The 18,058-nt window shown below is 73.0% G+C and carries 16 protein-coding genes; 3 read left to right on the top strand and 13 right to left on the bottom strand.

Translation table 11 applies throughout. The features are described 5' to 3' along the window. Both GTW40_RS32915 and GTW40_RS01275 read left to right on the top strand, forming a co-directional pair. Nucleotides 1–323: LAETG motif-containing sortase-dependent surface protein (locus GTW40_RS32915; RefSeq protein ID WP_237525271.1), on the top strand; the 323-nt coding region annotated here is incomplete at its 5' end. Nucleotides 324–445: 122 nt separating this feature from the next. Beyond that, a complete protein-coding gene (locus tag GTW40_RS01275; RefSeq protein ID WP_161178278.1) occupies nt 446–595 on the top strand; it encodes a hypothetical protein in 150 nt (49 codons plus the stop codon). A 29-nt stretch (nt 596–624) separates the two neighbouring features. On the opposite strand, the gene cobC is transcribed toward GTW40_RS01275, so the two are convergent. The 6 genes from cobC to cobM are packed head-to-tail and all read right to left on the bottom strand — an operon-like array spanning nt 625 to nt 7,017. Next, nucleotides 625–1,686 carry an Rv2231c family pyridoxal phosphate-dependent protein CobC gene (gene cobC, locus GTW40_RS01270; RefSeq protein WP_161178277.1) on the bottom strand — a complete coding sequence of 354 codons (1,062 nt, stop codon included), beginning with the start codon at nt 1,684–1,686 and terminating at the stop codon, nt 625–627. After that, nucleotides 1,676–2,611, bottom strand: a complete 936-nt coding sequence (locus GTW40_RS01265; protein ID WP_161178276.1) for a sirohydrochlorin chelatase — start codon at nt 2,609–2,611, stop codon at nt 1,676–1,678. The genes cobC and GTW40_RS01265 overlap by 11 nt, the downstream gene beginning before the upstream one ends. After that, nucleotides 2,608–3,195: a precorrin-8X methylmutase gene (locus tag GTW40_RS01260; protein ID WP_161178275.1), complete on the bottom strand. Its 588-nt coding sequence runs from the start codon at nt 3,193–3,195 to the stop codon at nt 2,608–2,610. Before GTW40_RS01260 ends, GTW40_RS01265 begins: the two co-directional genes overlap by 4 nt. Continuing rightward, on the bottom strand, nt 3,192–4,886 hold the full coding sequence (gene cobJ / locus GTW40_RS01255) for a precorrin-3B C(17)-methyltransferase (protein WP_161178274.1): 1,695 nt from the start codon (nt 4,884–4,886) through the stop codon (nt 3,192–3,194). Before cobJ ends, GTW40_RS01260 begins: the two co-directional genes overlap by 4 nt. Further along, nucleotides 4,883–6,121, bottom strand: a complete 1,239-nt coding sequence (gene cbiE, locus GTW40_RS01250; RefSeq protein ID WP_161178280.1) for a precorrin-6y C5,15-methyltransferase (decarboxylating) subunit CbiE — start codon at nt 6,119–6,121, stop codon at nt 4,883–4,885. The genes cobJ and cbiE overlap by 4 nt, the downstream gene beginning before the upstream one ends. Nucleotides 6,122–6,147: 26 nt before the next feature. Then, entirely contained in the window at nt 6,148–7,017 is an 870-nt protein-coding gene (gene cobM / locus GTW40_RS01245; RefSeq protein WP_161178273.1) for a precorrin-4 C(11)-methyltransferase, read from the bottom strand. A 110-nt stretch (nt 7,018–7,127) separates the two neighbouring features. On the opposite strand from cobM, the gene GTW40_RS01240 reads away from it, so the two are divergent. Then, the gene (locus GTW40_RS01240) at nt 7,128–7,862 is read left to right on the top strand and encodes a ZIP family metal transporter (protein ID WP_161178272.1); all 735 of its coding nucleotides are present in this window, start codon (nt 7,128–7,130) and stop codon (nt 7,860–7,862) included. A gap of 35 nt (nt 7,863–7,897) precedes the next feature. On the opposite strand, the gene cobI is transcribed toward GTW40_RS01240, so the two are convergent. The 7 genes from cobI to GTW40_RS01205 all read right to left on the bottom strand — a co-directional run. Beyond that, on the bottom strand, nt 7,898–8,629 hold the full coding sequence (gene cobI / locus GTW40_RS01235) for a precorrin-2 C(20)-methyltransferase (protein WP_202485211.1): 732 nt from the start codon (nt 8,627–8,629) through the stop codon (nt 7,898–7,900). After that, nucleotides 8,626–10,020, bottom strand: a complete 1,395-nt coding sequence (locus GTW40_RS01230) for a cobyrinate a,c-diamide synthase (protein WP_202485212.1) — start codon at nt 10,018–10,020, stop codon at nt 8,626–8,628. The genes cobI and GTW40_RS01230 overlap by 4 nt, the downstream gene beginning before the upstream one ends. Then, nucleotides 10,020–10,619, bottom strand: coding sequence for a cob(I)yrinic acid a,c-diamide adenosyltransferase (cobO, locus tag GTW40_RS01225; protein WP_161178269.1), 600 nt, complete (start codon nt 10,617–10,619; stop codon nt 10,020–10,022). The genes GTW40_RS01230 and cobO overlap by 1 nt, the downstream gene beginning before the upstream one ends. After that, nucleotides 10,619–12,613, bottom strand: a complete 1,995-nt coding sequence (locus tag GTW40_RS01220; RefSeq protein WP_161178268.1) for a putative cobaltochelatase — start codon at nt 12,611–12,613, stop codon at nt 10,619–10,621. The genes cobO and GTW40_RS01220 overlap by 1 nt, the downstream gene beginning before the upstream one ends. After that, nucleotides 12,610–16,257: a cobaltochelatase subunit CobN gene (gene cobN, locus GTW40_RS01215; RefSeq protein WP_237525270.1), complete on the bottom strand. Its 3,648-nt coding sequence runs from the start codon at nt 16,255–16,257 to the stop codon at nt 12,610–12,612. Before cobN ends, GTW40_RS01220 begins: the two co-directional genes overlap by 4 nt. Beyond that, nucleotides 16,254–17,762, bottom strand: a complete 1,509-nt coding sequence (locus GTW40_RS01210; RefSeq protein WP_161178267.1) for a cobyric acid synthase — start codon at nt 17,760–17,762, stop codon at nt 16,254–16,256. Before GTW40_RS01210 ends, cobN begins: the two co-directional genes overlap by 4 nt. Next, nucleotides 17,759–18,058 (bottom strand): cobalamin biosynthesis protein (locus GTW40_RS01205; RefSeq protein WP_202485209.1); only part of this gene is annotated, 300 nt, incomplete at its 5' end. The genes GTW40_RS01205 and GTW40_RS01210, both read right to left, overlap by 4 nt.

Raw genomic sequence — 18,058 nt, 5'->3', positions numbered from 1 at the left:
CCGGTGGCGGCCACGACGGCGGCCAGGTCCCGCCCCCGCCGCGGACGGACGAGCCGGGCGGCGACGACGAACCGGAGCCGACCGAGAGCGCGCCCCCGAGCGAGGGCGGCGCGGCCCCGAGCACCAAGCCCACCCCGTCGTCCGAATCGGACACGCCCGCCCCCGCGAAGCCCGCCAACGACGTGAAGCCCCAGGGCGGCACGAAGAGCGACCTCGCGGAAACGGGCGCGAGCTCGTCGACTCCGTACCTGGCGGGCGGCGCGCTGGCGCTGCTGCTGCTCGGCGGGGGCGCGGCGGTCGTGGCGCGGCGCCGGAGGAGCTGACCAACGGGGGCGCTCTTTGAGCGAGTTGGCCCGGGGCCGCCGAGCGAGTCGGCGGCCCCGGGCCACGTGTTTCGGAACACGGCCCCGGCGACGCCAACGGTCACGGCACCCTCGCGATGTACATGGAGTCGTACGACCTCGACCCCAGCGCGCCGGGGCAGCCGCGTGGGCATGCTCAGCTGGCCTGGATCGCGGTCGGCCTCCTCGCCCTGCGTCTGCTCGTCGTTGCCGTGATCACGGTGATGCTCGCCGTCGATCTCCTGAACGGCTGAGGGCCCGGCGGCCCGGCCGCCACCCCCGCTCAGCTCAACGCGGTGCCAAGTGCCTTCAGGAATACCGCCGTTGTGGCTCTGTCGCGTACCGCCACCCGTATCCACTCCGGCCCGAGACCGGGGAAGGTGTCGCCCCGGCGGACCGCGTGGCCCAAGTCGCGTAGACGTGACCGTACTTCGGCAGCTCCGGGAATCCGGACCAGGAGGAACGGCCCCTCCGCGGGGGTGGCCACTCGTACGCCTCGTTCCGCGAACGTCGACAGGCCCGAGAGCAGGAACTCCCGGTCCGTGGCGATCCGGAGGGCGGCCGCCTCCGCCTCGGCGACCGCCCGGGGCGAGACGCACGCCCGCGCCGCCACCAACGCCGGCGTGGACACCGCCCACAGCGGCTGGGCCTGCTCAAGCCGCGAGATGATCTCCGGTTCCGCGAGCACATAGCCGATCCGCAGCCCCGCGAGCCCCCACGTCTTGGTGAGGCTTCGCAGCACCACGAGCCCCGGCACGTCGCGGCGCCCGGCCAGTGACTCCCGTTCGCCCGGGACCGCGTCCATGAACGCCTCGTCCACGACCAACGTCCGCCCCGGCCGGGCGAGCCGCAGCAGCGCGGACGCCGGGTGCAGTACGGAGGTCGGGTTGGTCGGGTTGCCGACCACCACCAGGTCCGCGTCCTCGGGGACGAGCGCCGGGTCCAGCCGGAAGCCGTCCCGCTCGCGGAGCAGCACCCGGTCCACGGTGTGGCCCGCGTCCCGCAAGGCCGCCTCCGGCTCGGTGAACTGGGGGTGCACGACCACCGGGCGCCGTACCTTCAGCGCCCGCGCCAGCAGGACGAACGCCTCGGCGGCTCCGGCGGTGAGCAGCACCCGCTCCACCGGGACGCCGTGCCGCGCGGCGACCGCCGCCCGCGCGGCACGCCCGTCCGGGTAGGCCGCGAGGGAGGACAGGGACGCGGCGATCTCCTCGCGGAGCCACGGCGGGGGTGTCCCCGTGCGGACGTTGACCGCGAGGTCGACCAGGGCCGCCCCGCCGTCGCGGACCTCGGCGTCCCCGTGATGGCGGAGGTCCGGGCCGCCGCCGTCCTCCTCAGTGCGCATGGCTGTGGGTGTGGCCGCCATGGTGGTGATGCCCATGTCCGTGCCCGTTTCCATGGTCGTCGGCCCCATCGTCGTCCGGATGGAAGTGCGGTTGCTGAGGCAGTCCCACCTTGTCCTCGAAGCCTGGCAGCGCGATGCGGTACACGCAGGAGTCGCAGTTCATCCGCAGATCCCCCCGCACCGCCTCCTCGTACCGCTCAAGGACCAGGTCGAGCAGCTCCGGCTCCGGGCCGATGACCTCGGCCGAGCGCACCTCGGTCTCCGGGTGCGCGGCGGCCCACTCCTCGGTCTGGCGCCGTACCCGGTCCGGGAGGATGCCGGTGAACAGGAAGTACGGCAGGACGGCGATCCGCCGCGCCCCCAGCCGGGCGCACCGGTCGAGCCCGCTCGGCACGTCCGGCGCCGCGAGCGAGACGAACGCCGTCTCGACGGCGGCGTACCCGCGCCCCTCCCACAGCAGCCGGGCCGCCTTGCACACCTCGGCGTTGGCGTCCGGGTCGGTGGACCCGCGCCCGACGAGGAGGACGGTCACGTCACTGCGGTCGGTGCCCGCGAGGGCCTCGTCCAGGCGTCGCTCCAGCACGCGCAGCAGGGCGGGGTGCGGGCCGAGGGGACGGCCGTAGGTGTACGTCACGCCCGGGTGCCGTTCCTTCTCGCGGGCCAGCGCGGCGGGTATGTCGCCCTTGGCGTGCCCGGCGGAGACCAGCATCAGCGGCACGGCCGCGAACTTCCGAACGCCCCGCTCGACCAGCTCGGCGACGGCCTCGCCGAGTGGAGGCGGGGACAGCTCGATGAAGCCGCCCGCCACGGGCAGTTCGGGGCGACGGCGGCCCAACTCCCTTACGAAGTCGCGGAAGGCTTCGGCTCCGGCCTCGTCCCGGGTGCCGTGTCCGGCGACGAGCAGGGCGGGCGGCTGGGTGGTCACTGTTTCTCCTCGGGGGAAATCGGCTGGTACAGCAGGGCGTTGAGCGCGGCGGCGGCCACCGCCGAACCGCCCTTCTCGGAAACGTTGCTCACGGCGGGCAGCCCGCTCGCGCGCAGCGCCTCCTTGGACTCGGCCGCGCCGACGAAGCCGACGGGCAGGCCGATGACGAGCGCCGGATCGGCGTCCAGGGTCAGCAGCTCCTCCAGGGCGGTCGGCGCACAGCCGATCACCCACAGGGCTCCCGGCCCGACCTCCTCGTACGCGAGCCGCACGGCGTGCGCCGAACGGGTAAGTCCGGGGCCCGACTCGGCATCGCGCAGACGGCAGACCGTCTCGCGCCGGGTGATCCCGGCCGCGACCATCTCCACGTCCACGACGACGGGCGCGCCCGCGTGCAGCGCGGCATGTCCGCGTGCGAGGTCGGTCTCGGCCATGACGAGATCGGTCGCGTAGTCGAGATCGGCGGCGGAGTGGATCACCCGCTCCACCACCGCCCTGGTCAGCAAGGGGAGTTCGGAGGTGTCCAGGCGGGCGCGCAGCCGCCGGAAGGACTCCTGCTCGATGGGATGGACCACACGGTTCACCGGGCACCCTCCTCGGTGCTCGCCTGCCAGCGGTAGCCGCGCGGGGTCACCATGCGTCCGGCGATCTCCCGGGTCGCGGTGTTGCCCACGGTCACCACGGTCATCATGTCCACGGACGCCGGGTCCAGGGCGGCCAGCGTGGTCACCCGGCTGGACTCGTCGGGACGGGAGGCGTTGCGGACCACGCCGACCGGCGTCGAAGGCGCCCGGTGTTCCGCCAAGGCGGCGAGCGCTTTGGGGAGTTGCCAGTCACGGCCGCGCGAACGCGGGTTGTAGAACGTCACCACGAGGTCCGACTCGGCCGCCGCCCGCACCCGCCGCTCGATGACCTCCCACGGCGTGTGCAGGTCGGACAGACTGATCGACACATGGTCGTGGCCCAGCGGCGCACCGAGCAGCGCCCCGGCCGCCAGCGCCGCCGTCACCCCCGGCACGCCCACCACGTCGATGTCGTCGGACGCCTCCGCGAGCGCCGGGGACGCCATCGCGTACACCCCCGCGTCCCCGCTGCCGATCAGCGCCACCGCGTGCCCCGCACGGGCCTCCGCGACAGCCGTACGCGCCCGCTCCTCCTCGGCGCCCAGCCCCGACTCCAGCACCCGCGTGCCGGGGCGCAGCAGATCCCGGATCTGGTCCACGTACTGGTCCAGGCCCACCAGCACCGAGGCGCGCCGGAGTTCGGCCACCGCGCGCGGGGTGAGCAGGTCCCGGGCGCCGGGACCGAGCCCCACCACCGCGAGCCGCCCGCGCGCGGGACGCCGTACGACCGCACAGGTCGCCATCGCCGGACTGCCCGCCGACTTCCGCTTGGGTGCGAGGAGTTCGCCACCGCCGAGCAGCGCGGCCGCCTCCGCCACGGACGGTGTGCCGACCGCAGCGAGCGGCGCGTCGGACGGGTTCGGCACGGCGACCCCCGCCAACTCCGAGGCCGGGTAGGCGATCAGCGGTACGCCCAGCTGCTCGGCGGCGCCCACAAGCCCCGGCTCCTCCGACTTGGCTTCCACCGTGGCGAGTTGAGCGACCGACCGCACCGAGAGCCCCGCCTCCGCGAGCGCCGACTCGATCAGCTCCAGCACCTCGTCCACGGGCGCACCCCGCGAGGCGCCCACCCCGACCACCAGCGACGGCGGCCGCAACAGCACCTCGCGCGGCCCCGGTTCGAGGGCGCGGTCGGTGAGCCGTACCGTGTACGCCCCGCGCTCCGCCACCGGCAGCGGAGGCAGTGGCCACGCCAACTCGGCCTCCAGCGCGACCGGTTCACCGTCCAGCAGCGCCCGCGACACCGCCGCCACCGCGCCCTCATAGGGCAGGCCCAGGGTGTCGAGCCCGGCCACGCCCACCGCGTCCGTCGCGGTCGTCACCACCGGCTTCGCGCCCAGCAACTCACCCACTTCGCGGGCGAGTTCATTCGCCCCGCCCGCGTGGCCGCCGAGCAGCGACACCGCGAACCGGCCGCCCTCGTCCACGCACACCACACCCGGATCGGCCGCCTTGTCCCCGAGCAGCGGTGCGATCAGGCGGACCACCGCACCCGTCGCCAGGAAGCACACGAGCTGCTCGCACTCCGCGAACGCGGCCCGTACCGCGTCGCCCACCGGGCCCTCGTACACCCGGGTACGGTCCGGCCACGCGGCCGCCAGCCGGTCCCGGGCCGCCGCCCCCGCCGAGGTGGCGGAAATCAGGCCGATCACTGAACTGCTCCTTCGTTCGGCCGGGAGGCGCGCTCGCCCCACAGCAGGAAAACGGGGTTGGTGGCCGCGAGCCGGGTCACGTCACCGGGCAGCGGCGCCAGCCGCGAGGACTGCAACAGCACGCCGTCGCAGCCGAATCCGGCCCGCGCCAGGGCCGCACGTGCCTCGGGCACCCGGTCCAGCGCGGCCATCGCGACCACGACCGCGCGCCGGGCCCGCCGCGCGCACGCCTCCACCACGGCGCCCAGCTCACGACCTCCGCCGCCGACGAACACCGCGTCGGGATCATCGTCCAGGGCGGCCAGCGCTTCCGGAGCCGTGCCGTGGACCACGGACACGTCCACGCCATGGGCGCGCGCGTTGGCCCGGACCCGCTCGCAGCCGTCCTCGGTCTTCTCCACCGCGACCACGGCCGCGCCAAGGCGCGCGCACTCCACCGCCACCGAGCCCGACCCCGCGCCCACGTCCCACACCAGGTCGCCGGGGCGCGGCCCGAGCCGGGCCAGCGCCAGCGCGCGTACCTCGAACTTGGTGATCATCGAGTCCCGGTGCGCGAACGCGTCCTCCTCCAGGGCCCAGCGGCCGGGGCCCGGAGCCGGGCCCGCCATCGTGCGCGGACCGCGTGGCGCCCGGGACTCGTCCAGGCACAGCACCACGTTCACCGCCGTGCCCCAGTTCCTCCGGGCGGCCTCGGCGGGCGTGACCCGCTCCACCCGTTCGTACTCCGGCTCGCCGAGGTCGCTCACCACGACCAGCGTCCGGCCGCTGCCCGCCAGCCGGGCACCCAGCTCGGCCGGTCCGGACCCCGGACCGGTCAGCACGGCCACCTTCGGGTACGCCCGGCACAGCTGCACCGCCGTACGCGGATCACGCCCGTGCGCGCTCACCACCACCGCGTCGTCCCAGGTCAGCCCGAGCCGCGCGAACGCGCCCGCCACCGACGAGACCCCGGGCCGTACGTCAAGCCGCTCCGCACCGAACCGCTCGGCCAGCACGCGGACGATCCCGAAGAAGCCGGGGTCGCCGGAGGCCAGCACGACCACCGAGAGGTCCTTGGCCAGGGTCTCGGCGATCGCGTCGAGGGCGGGGGAGAGGGGGCCGAGCGCGATGCGCTGGACGTCCTCGGGGAGGTGGGCGGCGTCCAGGTGGCGTCGGCCGCCGATGACCAGGGCGGCCTTGGCGAGGACGTCGGTGGAGAGGGGGGCGCCGGTGCCGGTGCCGACGACGGTGATCAGCGCGCCCGCGTCCGTGTGCGACGTGGTCAACTGCTCGCCCCCCGCTCCCGCAGCGCCCGCCGCGCCTCCGGGTCCGCCTTGCGGAAGCCGTGGAAGTGGCCGGGGTGGTAGAGGTGCGAGCGGGTGCCGTGGGCGTCCAGGGCCGGGCCGACCAGGAAGAGCGTGTGCTTCCACAGCCGGTGCTCCTTGACCGTCTCCTCCAGCGTGCCGATCGTGCAGCGCACCACCAGCTCCTCCGGCCAGGTCACCTGATGGGCGACCACCACCGGTGTGTTCGTCGGATAACCGCCCTCCAACAGCTCGCGCACCAGCTGGCCGCTGCGCGCCGCCGACAGGAACACCGCCATGGTCGTACCGTGCCGGGCGAACTCGCGTACCTCCTCGCCCGGCGGCATCGGCGTCTTGCCGCCGCCGAGCCGGGTCAGGATCACCGACTGCGCCACCTCGGGGATCGTCAGCTCGCGCCCCGCGAGCGCGGCCACGGCCGAGAACGACGACACCCCCGGCACGATCTCCGTCGCGATCCCGATCTCCGTACACCGGTCCAGCTGCTCCTGGGTGCCGCCCCACAGCGACGGATCGCCCGAGTGGACGCGGGCCACCTTGAGCCCCTCGGCCAGGGCGCGCCGGTAGACGGCCACCACGTCCTCCAGGGACAGCGTGGCCGAGTCCAGGATCTCCGCGTCCGCGCGCGCGTGCTCCAGGACCTCCGCCCGGACCAGGCTCGCCGCCCAGATCACCACGTCCGCCTCGGCGATCGCGCGGGCGGCGCGGAAGGTCAGCAGATCGGCGGCACCGGGACCGGCACCGACGAAGGTCACCTTGCCGGTGGGGGCGGCGTCGGCGGGCGGCTCGGTGTGGCGGTCGGTCTGCGGCTCGGCCTGGGGCTCGGCCATGGGAAGAGGTCCTCTCGTACGAAAAGAAGTGAGGGAAATGTCAGGGTCTGGGGAGGTTTCACAGGCGTCGGATGTGCGCGGAGGGCCCTTCATCGGATACGAAGGTCGTTATGGCGGTCCTCGTCGCGCTCGGCGCGTTTTTGATGACGCTGGCCGGCGGCTGGACGGCACAGCGTGTGACCGACCGTCGCCACCTGGTCCTGGGCCTGGCAGGCGGCCTGATGCTGGGCGTGGTCGGCCTCGATCTGCTGCCGGAGGCGCTGCGCGCGGCCGGCCGCGAGGTCTTCGGCGTACCCGCCGCCCTGCTGCTCTTCGTCGGCGGATTCCTGCTGGCCCATCTGGTGGAACGTCTCCTCGCCGCACGCCAGGCCGCGCACGGCGGGGAGGAGCACGACCGTCACCGGGCCCCCGAGGTCGGTCTCACGGCCGCCGCCGCGATGGTCGGCCACAGCCTCATGGACGGCGTGGCGATCGGCGCGGCCTTCCAGGTCGGCGGCGGCATGGGCCTCTCCGTCGCCCTCGCCGTCATCGCGCACGACTTCGCCGACGGCTTCAACACCTTCACCATCACGAGCCTCTACGGCAACGCCCGCCGCCGCGCCGTCGCCATGCTCGTCGCCGACGCCTGCGCACCCATGCTGGGCGCCCTCTCCACGGTCTTCGTGCACATCCCCGAGCCGCTGCTCGGCGGCTACCTCGGCCTCTTCAGCGGCGCCCTCCTCTACCTCGCCGCCGCGGAGATCCTGCCGGAGGCCCACCACGACCACCCCGCACGCTCGACGCTGCTGTGCACGGTGGCGGGGGCGGCGTTCATCTGGCTGGTGGTGGGGCTGTCGGGCGGCTGACACCGCCCGGCCCGCGGCCCCTGCCCGGGGCCCCGTCACAGCTTCCCGCCCCGGCCGCCGTCCCGTCGCGGCGGCGCGATGAGGGTCGACAGGTACGGCAGCGTCGCGCCGTCCAGCTCGGCGGCCGGGCGGATCGACTCCTCCGGCAGACCGAGGGCCGAGCCCCACACCGCGTCCTCAAGTCGGCCCGACTCGCGCAGCGCCTCGGCGACCTCACCGGCCCGGCGCCCGAACTTGTACGCCACCACCGTGCCGGGACCGGCCAGCGCCTCCTTCAGCGCGGACTCGCCCGCCGTCACCGGTACGAGGGTCAGCGGCTCGGTGCCCTCCGTCAGTACGGCACCCGACCGCGCCGCCAGATCCTGCATGGCGGTGATCCCGGGCACCGTCTCCACCACGACCCCCGGCACCAGCCCGGCGACGGTCTGCGCGAGGTAGGTGAACGTCGAGTACACGTTGGGGTCACCGATGGTCGCGAACGCGACGCACCCGTGCTCCCGGAGCAGCCCGGTGACCCGCGCCCCCGCCGCGTCCCACGCGGCCTCCCGGCGCGCCCGGTCGGTCCGCTCGTTGAGCGCGAACACCACCCGGACCACCTTCGCGGCGTCCACGTAGTGCAGCACCGTCGCCTCGGCCCGCCCCCGCTCCCCGGTGTCCATCACCGGTACGACGACCACATCGGCGGCCCGCAGCGCGTTGACCCCCTTCACCGTCACCAGTTCCGGGTCGCCAGGACCCACCCCGACCCCGATCAGCCTGCTGCTCATGACGTACGGCACCTCTCCGTGAACCGACGGGCCACCGACGGCTCGGCCGCCCAGTGGGTGTGCAGATAACTCGCGTGCACGCCCCGCTGTACGAAGCCCTCCACCCGCCGGGCAGGCGAGAGCACCCCCCAGGCGGGCGCGGCCCCCGCCCCGGGCTCGACGACGGTGCGATGAAACTCGTGCCCCCGCATCCGCGTCCCGGCCGCCGCCAGCACGCTGTCCCCGACAGCCACCGCGTCCCGGTACCCCAACGTCAACCGCTCGCTCATCCGCGCCGACGCGTCCAGCACCCCGCACATCGGGGCGCCGTCCAACTCCCGGCACAGATAGAGAAGTCCGGCACACTCGGCGGCAATCGGCGCCCCGGTCGCCGCGAGCTCCGCGACGGCCTTCCGCAGCCTCTCGTTGGCCGACAACTCGGCCGCGTACACCTCGGGGAATCCACCCCCGATGACCAACCCGGCACACCCGTCGGGCAGTTCCTCGTCCCGCAGGGGGTCGAACGTGACGGCCTCGGCCCCGGCAGCGGCCAGCAACTCTGTGTGCTCGGCGTAGGAGAAGGTGAAGGCGGGTCCACCGGCGACGGCGATACGGGGCCGGGCCGTGTGGGTCGGCGCCTTCTCAGCCAACCGAGACGGGTGGTCGTGGGTGGGCGAGTCTGTGACCTCAGCCGCACACCAAGCCGCACCCGGCACCACACCCGCACCCCGAGCCAGCGCCAGCAGCGCATCAAGGTCGCACCCCTCGGCAACCCACGCCGCCATCGCCCCCACCGCCTCCACCGCGGCAGCGCCCCGCTCGGCGACCGGCACCAACCCCAGATGCCGAGAAGGCGTCTCCAGCCCAACAGAGCGCCGCAACACCCCCAACACCGGAACCCCCACCGACTCCAGGGCCTCCCGCAACAACTCCTCATGCCGGTCCGACCCGACCTTGTTGAGGATCACACCCCCGATCCGCACCCCCGTGTCCCAGGAAGCGAACCCATGCACCAGCGCGGCAACCGACCGAGACTGAGACGACGCATCGACCACCAACACCACCGGCGCCCGCAGCAACTTGGCCACCTGCGCGGTGGACGCCAACTCCCCCTGCCCAGCCGCCCCGTCGAAGAGCCCCATCACCCCCTCGACCACGGCAAGATCACACCCCCGAGCCCCATGCAGAAACAGCGGAGCCACCAACTCCGCCCCACACAAGTACGCGTCGAGATTCCGCCCCACCCGCCCCGTCGCAAGCGCGTGATACCCGGGGTCGATATAGTCCGGCCCCACCTTGTGCGGAGACACGGCAAGCCCGCGCGCGGCAAACGCGGCCATCAGCCCCGTAGCGACAGTGGTCTTCCCACTGCCCGACGAAGGCGCGGCAATGACCAGCCGAGGTACGGACATCACCACTCGATGCCCCTCTGCCCCTTCTGCCCCGCGTCCATCGGATGCTTGACCTTGGACATGTCGGTCACCAGATCCGCGAACTCCACCAGCGGAGCAGGCGCGTTACGACCGGTGATCACCACATGCTGGTTGCCCGGCCGGCCCCGCAGCACCTCGACGACCTCCTCCGTGTCCACCCACCCCCAGTGCATCGGGTACGCGAACTCGTCCAGCACGTACAGCCGGTACGTCTCGGCGGCCAGATCCCGCTTGACCTGCGCCCACCCCTCCCGCGCCTTCTCCTCGTTGTCGAGCTGCGCGTCCCGCTGCACCCAGGACCAGCCCTCGCCCATCTTGTGCCAGTCCACGGACCCGCCCTGCCCGGAAGCACCCAGCACCCGCAGCGCGTTCTCCTCGCCGACCTTCCACTTCGCCGACTTGACGAACTGGAACACCCCGATCGGCCACCCCTGATTCCAGGCCCGCAACGCCAGCCCGAAGGCCGCGGTCGACTTGCCCTTCCCGATCCCCGTATGCACCACCACGAGTGGCCGGTTACGCCGCTGACGCGTCGTCAACCCATCGTCCGGTACGACACTCGGCTGTCCCTGCGGCACTACGCGGCCCTCCTCGACATACCCCGCACATCCCGCACGAGCCCGGCGATGGAATCCGCCCGTAGCTCGTCCAACGTCACCGCCGTACCGCCCAGTTCACCCGCGAGCCGCCCCGCGAGCCCCAGCCGCACCGGACCCGACTCGCAGTCCACGACCACCGACGCGACCCCCTCGGCCGCGAACAGCCATGCCGCCCGCCCGGCCAGGGCGACCGGCTCCGGACCCCCGGTCGCCCGTCCGTCCGTCACCACCACGACCAACGCCCGCCGCGCCGGATCACGCAACCGCTCCACCCGCAACACCTCGTGCGCCTTGAGCAGCCCGGCCGCCAACGGCGTACGACCGCCGGTCGGCAGCGACTCCAGCCGCGCGGCGGCGGCATCGACGGACGAGGTGGGCGGCAGCGCGACATCGGCGGTGGAACCCCGGAAGGTCACGAGCCCCACCTTGTCCCGCCGCTGATACGCGTCCAGCAGCAACGACAGCACGGCACCCTTCACCGCACCCATCCGCTGCCGAGCCGCCATCGACCCCGAGGCGTCCACGACGAACAGCACGAGATTCGACTCCCGCCCCTCCCGCACCGCCTGCCGCAGATCGTCCCGCCGCAGCACAAGACCCGCCCCGGAACGCCCCCGCACCCGCTGATGCGGCGCCGCCGCCTGCACGGTCGCCGCCAAGTGCAGCTTGGTCAAAGCCCCTTGAGGCCGCCGCGCCCCCGTGGTCCGCCCCTGCGCGGTCCGCGCCCGCGAACGCCGCCCGGCGGCACCTTCACCGATCCCGGGCACGTTCAACGCCTTGGTGCGGAACGGCTCGGCGGCCCGCACGGGAGCCTGCTCACCCGCCCCGGCACCGGCGCCCTCCGACTCCCCGCCCTCGGAAGCGGCGGCACCCCCGTCACCGTCCTGCGGCCCCGCGTCGGGGGACGGCTGCCCGCCGCCCCCACCGGGCCCATCGGGATCGGGATCGTCGTCCCCGGAGGACCCCGAGGACTCCTCCAGGGTCTGATCGAGCCTGTCCTCGTCAAGTCCCGGCGCATCAAAAGGATTACGCCGCCTGCGATGCGGCAACGCCAGCAGCGCCGCCTGCCGTACATCCTCCGCGAGCACATCCGTACGCCCCGCCCACGCGGCCAACGCTGTCGCGGTACGGGCCATCACGATGTCGGCCCGCATCCCGTCCACCTCGAACGCGGCACACGTCGCCGCGATCTGCCGCAGCGCCCCGTCCCCGAGCCGCACCTTGGGCAACAACTCCCGTGCTGCCGCGATCCGTTGCCGTACGGCGGCTTCCTCACCGGCCCACTGCGCGGCGAACCCGGCGGGATCGTCGTCGTACGCCAGCCTGCGCCGTACGACCTCCACCCGCTGATCCGTCTCCCGCGAGGCCGCGACCTCCACGGTCAGCCCGAACCGGTCGAGCAATTGCGGTCGCAGTTCGCCTTCTTCAGGATTCATGGTCCCGACGAGCAGGAACCGCGCCGCATGCCGCACGGAGACGCCCTCGCGCTCGACGTAGGAGGCACCCATGGCGGCCGCGTCCAACAACAGGTCCACCAAGTGGTCGTGGAGCAGATTGACCTCGTCCACGTAGAGGATGCCGCGATGGGCTGAAGCCAACAGGCCGGGCTCGAACGCCTTCACGCCCTCCGCCAGCGCCCGCTCGATGTCCAGCGCGCCGACGAGCCGGTCCTCGGAGGCGCCGACGGGCAGTTCGACCATCCGCGCGGGCCTCGCGGCGGCCGACCCCGGTGTGTGCGGGCCGTCCGGGCAGGACGGGTCGGGGGACGTGGGATCACAGGAGAAACGGCACCCGGGGACCACGTCCACCTCCGGCAGCAGCGCCGAAAGGGCGCGTACAGCCGTGGACTTGGCAGTTCCTTTCTCGCCGCGCACGAGGACGCCACCGATGTTCGGCGCCACCGCGTTGAGCAGCAGGGCCAGTTGCAGGTCCTCCTGCCCGACCACGGCGGTGAACGGGAATTGCGTGCTCACTCGTCTCCCTCCAGTTCCCCTTCGAGTTCCAGGTACGTGGCCCGCAGCCGCTCCAGCGTGTCCTGGTCCGGCTCCGCCCACAGCCCCCGGTCCGCGGCCTCCAGCAGCCGCTCGGTGATGCCCCGCAGGGCCCAAGGGTTGGACTTCCTCATGAAGTCCTGGTTCTCCGGCGAGAAGACGTACTCGGCGCTGAGCTTCTCGTACATCCAGTCGTCCACCACGCCCGCCGTGGCGTCGTACCCGAAGAGGTAGTCCACGGTCGCCGCCATCTCGAAGGCGCCCTTGTACCCGTGCCTCCGCATGGCCGCCATCCAGCGGGGATTGACCACGCGCGCCCGGAAAACCCGGTGCGTCTCCTCGCCCAACGTGCGCGTCTTCACCTGATCCGGCACCGCCGAATCCCCTACGTACGCCTCGGGGTTGTCGCCCGTCAGGTGCCGCACCATGGCGACCATGCCGCCGTGGTACTGGAAGTAGTCGTCCGCGTCGACGAGATCGTGCTCGCGGGTATCGACATTCTTCGCCGCCACCGCGATCCGCCGGAACGCCGTCTCCATGTCCCCACGTGCCGCCCGCCCGTCGAGCCCGCGGCCGTACGCGTATCCGCCCCACACCGCGTACACCTCGGCCAGATCCGCGTCCGACCGCCAGTTCCGCGCGTCGATCAGCGGCAGCAGACCCGCGCCGTACGCCCCCGGCTTGGAGCCGAAGATGCGGGCCGTCGCGCGCCGTCGGTCGCCATGCTCGGCGGCGTCCTCGTCCACGTGCGCCCGCACGTAGTTGGCATCGGCCGGCTCCTCCAGCTCGGCCACCGCCCGCACCGCGTCGTCGATCAGGCCCACCACGTGCGGAAACGCGTCGCGGAAGAAGCCGGAGATGCGGACCGTGACGTCGATGCGCGGACGCCCCAGCTCCGAGAGCGGCACGATCTCGAAGCCGGTGACCCGGCGCGAGGCGTCGTCCCACACCGGGCGGCAGCCGAGCAGCGCGAGGATCTCCGCGATGTCGTCGCCCTGGGTGCGCATGGCGGAGGTGCCCCAGACCGTGAGGCCGACCGACTTCGGGTAGCCCCCGGTGTCGGTGAGATACCGCTGCACCAGCGAGTCCGCCAGTGACTGACCCACCTCCCAACTCAACCGGGAGGGAATCGCCTTGGGGTCGACGGAATAGAAGTTCCGGCCCGTCGGCAGGACGTTGACCAGGCCGCGCGTGGGAGAGCCCGAGGGACCCGCCGGGACGTAACCGCCTTCCAGGGCGCGGAGGATGTGCCCGATCTCGTCGGTGGTCCGCGCCAGCCGGGGCACGACCTCCGTGCAGGCGAACTCCAACACGGAGGAAGCCTCGCCCAGTTCAAAGCCGAGCACCTCCGCCAGGACCGTCGGCACAGCAGCGGCATCCCAGTCCCGCGCCTCCATCCCCTCCGCGATCCGGCGGCACAACTGCTCCAGCAGGTCGATCGCGTCGGCACCGGTCCGCGCCGGACCCTCGACCAGCGCGGTCAGCTCCACCGGCACCTTCACCGCCGCGCCCGGCTCCGCCAGCAACTCCTTCTCCACCAGCCCGAAATGGGCCGCCAGCGAGGCCCGCAGGCCCGGCAGGGCGTTCGCCTGGCCGCCCCACACCTGGGAGGCGCGCAACACGGCCAGCACCAGGTTCACGCGGGGCTCGCCGACCGGGCCGCCGCCGAGGATGTGGAGTCCGTCGCGGATCTGCACGTCCTTGATCTCGCACAGATAGCCGTCGATGTGCATCACGAACGAGTCGAAGTCGTCGTCCTCCGGCTGCTCGTCCACGTGCAGGTCGTGGTGCAGTTCGGCCGCCTTGACCAGGGTCCAGATCTGGGCGCGGACGGCGGGGGCCTTCGTCGGGTCCAGGTCGGACACGAGGGCGTATTCGTCGAGGAGTTGCTCCAGCTTGGCGAGGTCGCCGTAGGTGTCCGCGCGGGCCATCGGCGGAACCAGATGGTCGACCACCGTGGCGTGCCCGCGCCGTTTGGCCTGGGTGCCCTCGCCGGGGTCGTTGACGATGAACGGGTAGACCAGCGGGAGTTCACCGAGCACCGCGTCCGGGGCGCAGCCGCCCGACAGCCCAAGTCCCTTGCCGGGAAGCCATTCCAGCGTGCCGTGCTTGCCCATGTGGACGACGGCGTCCGCGCCGAAGCTGTTCTCCAGCCAGCGGTAGGCGGCGAGGTAGTGGTGCGAGGGCGGCATGTCGGGGTCGTGGTAGATCGCGATCGGGTTCTCCCCGAAGCCGCGCGGGGGCTGGATCATCACGACGACGTTCCCGAACCGCAGGGAGGCGAGGACGATGTCGTCGCCGTCCACGTACAGGTTCCCCGGCGGCTCGCCCCACGCCTCCATCATGGCCTCGCGCAGCGCCGGGTCGAGCGTGGCGAACCACGCCCGGTAGTCCGCGAGCGGCACCCGTGCGGGCGCGGCCGCGAGCTGGTCCTCGGTCAGCCACTCCACGTCGTGGCCACCCGCCTCGATGAGCCGGTGGATCAACTCGTCGCCCCCGGACGGGTATCCGCTCACCCCGTACCCGGCGTCCCGCAGCGCGTCCAGGACGCGGACCGCCGAGGCGGGGGTGTCCAGGCCGACCGCGTTGCCGACACGGGAGTGCTTGGTCGGGTAGGCGGTGAAGACGAGCGCGATCCGCTTCTCGGCGTTCGGCTTGTGCCGAAGTGCCGCGTGGCGTACGGCGATTCCGGCGACCCGGGCGGCGCGCTCGGGGTCGGCGACGTAGACCGGGACCTCGTCGGGGCCCTGTTCCTTGAAGGAGAACGGCACGGTGATCAGCCGGCCGTCGAACTCCGGGATGGCGACCTGCATCGCCGCGTCCATGGGGGAGAGGGCTGCGTCCGAGGCGTCCCACGCGGCGCGCGAGGAGGTGAGGCAAAGTCCCTGCAGTACCGGGACGTTGAGGTCGGCGAGCGCGCCGATGTCCCACGACTCGTCGCCGCCCGCCGAAGCCTGGGAGGCGTGCGTGCCGCCCGCTGCCAGCACCGTGGCGATCAGGGCGTCGGCCCGGCCCAGCAGTTCGTACAGCGCAGGGTCCGCGCCGCGCAGCGAACCGCAGTACACAGGAAGGGCGTTGGCGCCCCGTGCCTCGATCGCCTCGCACAGGGTGTCCACGAAGCCGGTGTTGCCGCTGAGTTCATGGGCGCGGTAGAAGAGCACGCCCACCGTCGGACGGTCGTCCCGTAGCGCATACGAGCCGCGCACCCCGAACTCCGGCATCGAGCGGGGGAGTTCGAAGCCCTCGCCGGTCAGCAGCACGGTGTCCGACAAAAACCGGGACAGCTCAAGCAGGTTCTCCGGGCCGCCCTCCACCAGATAGCGCAGCGCCTCCGCCACGACTCCGGCGGGGACGGACGACTCGGCCATCAGCTCGGCGTCCGGCACGCTCTCGCCGCCCAGGAGCACGGTCGGCACCCCGGACGCCTTGAGCGCGGCGAGGCCGTCCTCCCAGGCGCGCTTGCCGCCCAGCAGCCGTACGACCGCGAGGTCGGCGCCCGCCAGGAGTCCCGGCAACTCGCCGGTGACGTCCACACGGACGGGGTTGCCGATCCGGTAGTCGGCACCGCTGGCGCGGGCGGCCAGCAGATCGGTGTCGGCGGTCGACAACAACAACACTGTGCTCATGCGGGCGCTCCCGGGGGGATGAAGGGCAGTCCTCGTGGCGCTCCGGACTCGATGAGCCGCCAGAGCGCGTCCGTGTCCGCGTGCTGTTCGATGAGGTCGCCGAGCCGGTCGAGCTGCTCCTCGCGCAGCGCGGCGAACGAGGTGTCGGGGGCCGGGACGAAGCGGCGCCCGGTGGCGGCGGCGACCTCGCGCAGGAAGGCGCGCCGGAAGCCGTCCGACTCCAGTGAGCCGTGCCAGTGGGTGCCCCAGACCTGGCCGACCCGGCAGCCGTCCAGGAAGGCTTCTCCGCCCAGGACTTGGGCGACGCCGTGATGGATCTCGTACCCCTCGACCGGTTCGCCGAGGGCCTCCCCCGACGGCCGGGTGAGGGTTTTCTCGCGGGCGAACCGCACCCGCACCGGCAGCAGGCCGAGCCCCTCGACCGTCCCGGCGCGCGACTCCACCTCGTCCTCGATGCGTTCGCCGAGGACCTGGAAGCCGCCGCAGATGCCGAGCACCGGGCGGCCCTCGGCGGCCCGGCGGACCAGTGCCTCCGCGAGGCCGCGCTCGCGCAGCCAGGCCAGTGCCCGTACGGTCCCGCGCGTGCCCGGCACCACCACCAGGTCGGCGTCGGCCAGTTCCTCCGGGCGGTCCACGAACCGCACGATCACGCCGGGTTCGGCGGCCAACGCGTCCACGTCGGTGAAGTTGGACATCAGCGGGACCGCGCACACGGCGACCCGCAGCACGTCCTCGCCGACCGGCGGGGCGACCGTGGACTCACGGACGGTGCCGCGCAGGGAGACGCGGAGTCCGTCCTCCTCGTCGATGCCGAGCCCGTGTTGGAAGGGCAGCACGCCGTAGGTGTCGCGTCCCGTGAGGCCGCGCAGCATGTCCAACCCCGGTTCCAGCAGGGAGACATCGCCCCGGAACTTGTTCACCAGGAACCCGGCGACCAGCTCCTGGTCCTCGGCGGAGAGGAGGGCGAGCGTGCCGTAGAAGGAGGCGAAGACGCCGCCGCGGTCGATGTCGCCGACGACGAGGACGGGCAGCCGCGCGCCGCGCGCGATCCCCATGTTCACGATGTCGGTGCGCCGCAGATTGATCTCCGCGGGCGAACCGGCCCCCTCACAGATCACCGCGTCATACGTGCCCCGCAACTCGGCCAGGCAGTCCAACACCGTGCCGAGCAGCCGTTGTTGGCGTCCACCGTGATAGCCGCGCGCGCTCATCTCGCCCACCGGTTTTCCCAGCAGCACGACTTGGCTGCTCTGCTCGCCACCGGGCTTGAGCAGCACGGGATTCATCAGCGCGGTCGGCTCGACGCGGCACGCCTGGGCCTGCATCGCCTGCGCGCGCCCGATCTCGGCGCCCTCGCGCGTGACGAAGGAGTTGAGGGACATGTTCTGCGCCTTGAAGGGCGCCACCTTCACGCCCTGGCGGACCAGCCAGCGGCAGATCCCTGCCGTCACGACGCTCTTGCCCGCGTCGGAGGTCGTACCCGCGACGAGGAGACCACCGTTCACTTCCCGCGTCCCTTCAGGATCAGGCTCGCCCCGGCCGTGACGCCGAGCGCGAGCAGACCGACGCGGCGGGAGAGCCGTACCGCCCGGTCGATGTCTGTGACCCGGACCGGGCGCCCGGAGCCGTTGAGCACGGGCCGGTGTTCGATCCGGCCGCCGTAGGAGAGGGTGCCGCCGAGACGTACGCCGAGGGCGCCCGCGAAGGACGCCTCCACCGGACCGGCGTTGGGGCTCGGGTGCCGGTGGGCGTCGGCGCGCCAGGCGCGGACGGCGCCGCGCGGGTCGGGTCCGGCCAGCGT

It is taken from the genome of Streptomyces sp. SID4985 (assembly GCF_009863025.1).
In the GTDB taxonomy this organism is placed as follows: domain Bacteria; phylum Actinomycetota; class Actinomycetes; order Streptomycetales; family Streptomycetaceae; genus Streptomyces.
Note: the sequence above shows the minus strand (reverse complement) of the source record. Positions and strands in the feature narration are given on the sequence as shown.

Bases quoted from the DNA above. Each gene is read 5' to 3' on its own strand.
- cobI (WP_202485211.1), bottom strand. From the start codon at position 8,629: ATGAGCAGCAGGCTGATCGGGGTCGGGGTGGGTCCTGGCGACCCGGAA.
- cobN (WP_237525270.1), bottom strand. From the start codon at position 16,257: ATGAGCACAGTGTTGTTGTTGTCGACCGCCGACACCGATCTGCTGGCC.
- GTW40_RS01230 (WP_202485212.1), bottom strand. From the start codon at position 10,020: ATGTCCGTACCTCGGCTGGTCATTGCCGCGCCTTCGTCGGGCAGTGGG.
- cobC (WP_161178277.1), bottom strand. From the start codon at position 1,686: ATGCGCACTGAGGAGGACGGCGGCGGCCCGGACCTCCGCCATCACGGG.
- GTW40_RS01240 (WP_161178272.1), top strand. From the start codon at position 7,128: ATGGCGGTCCTCGTCGCGCTCGGCGCGTTTTTGATGACGCTGGCCGGC.
- cobM (WP_161178273.1), bottom strand. From the start codon at position 7,017: ATGGCCGAGCCCCAGGCCGAGCCGCAGACCGACCGCCACACCGAGCCG.
- GTW40_RS01275 (WP_161178278.1), top strand. From the start codon at position 446: ATGGAGTCGTACGACCTCGACCCCAGCGCGCCGGGGCAGCCGCGTGGG.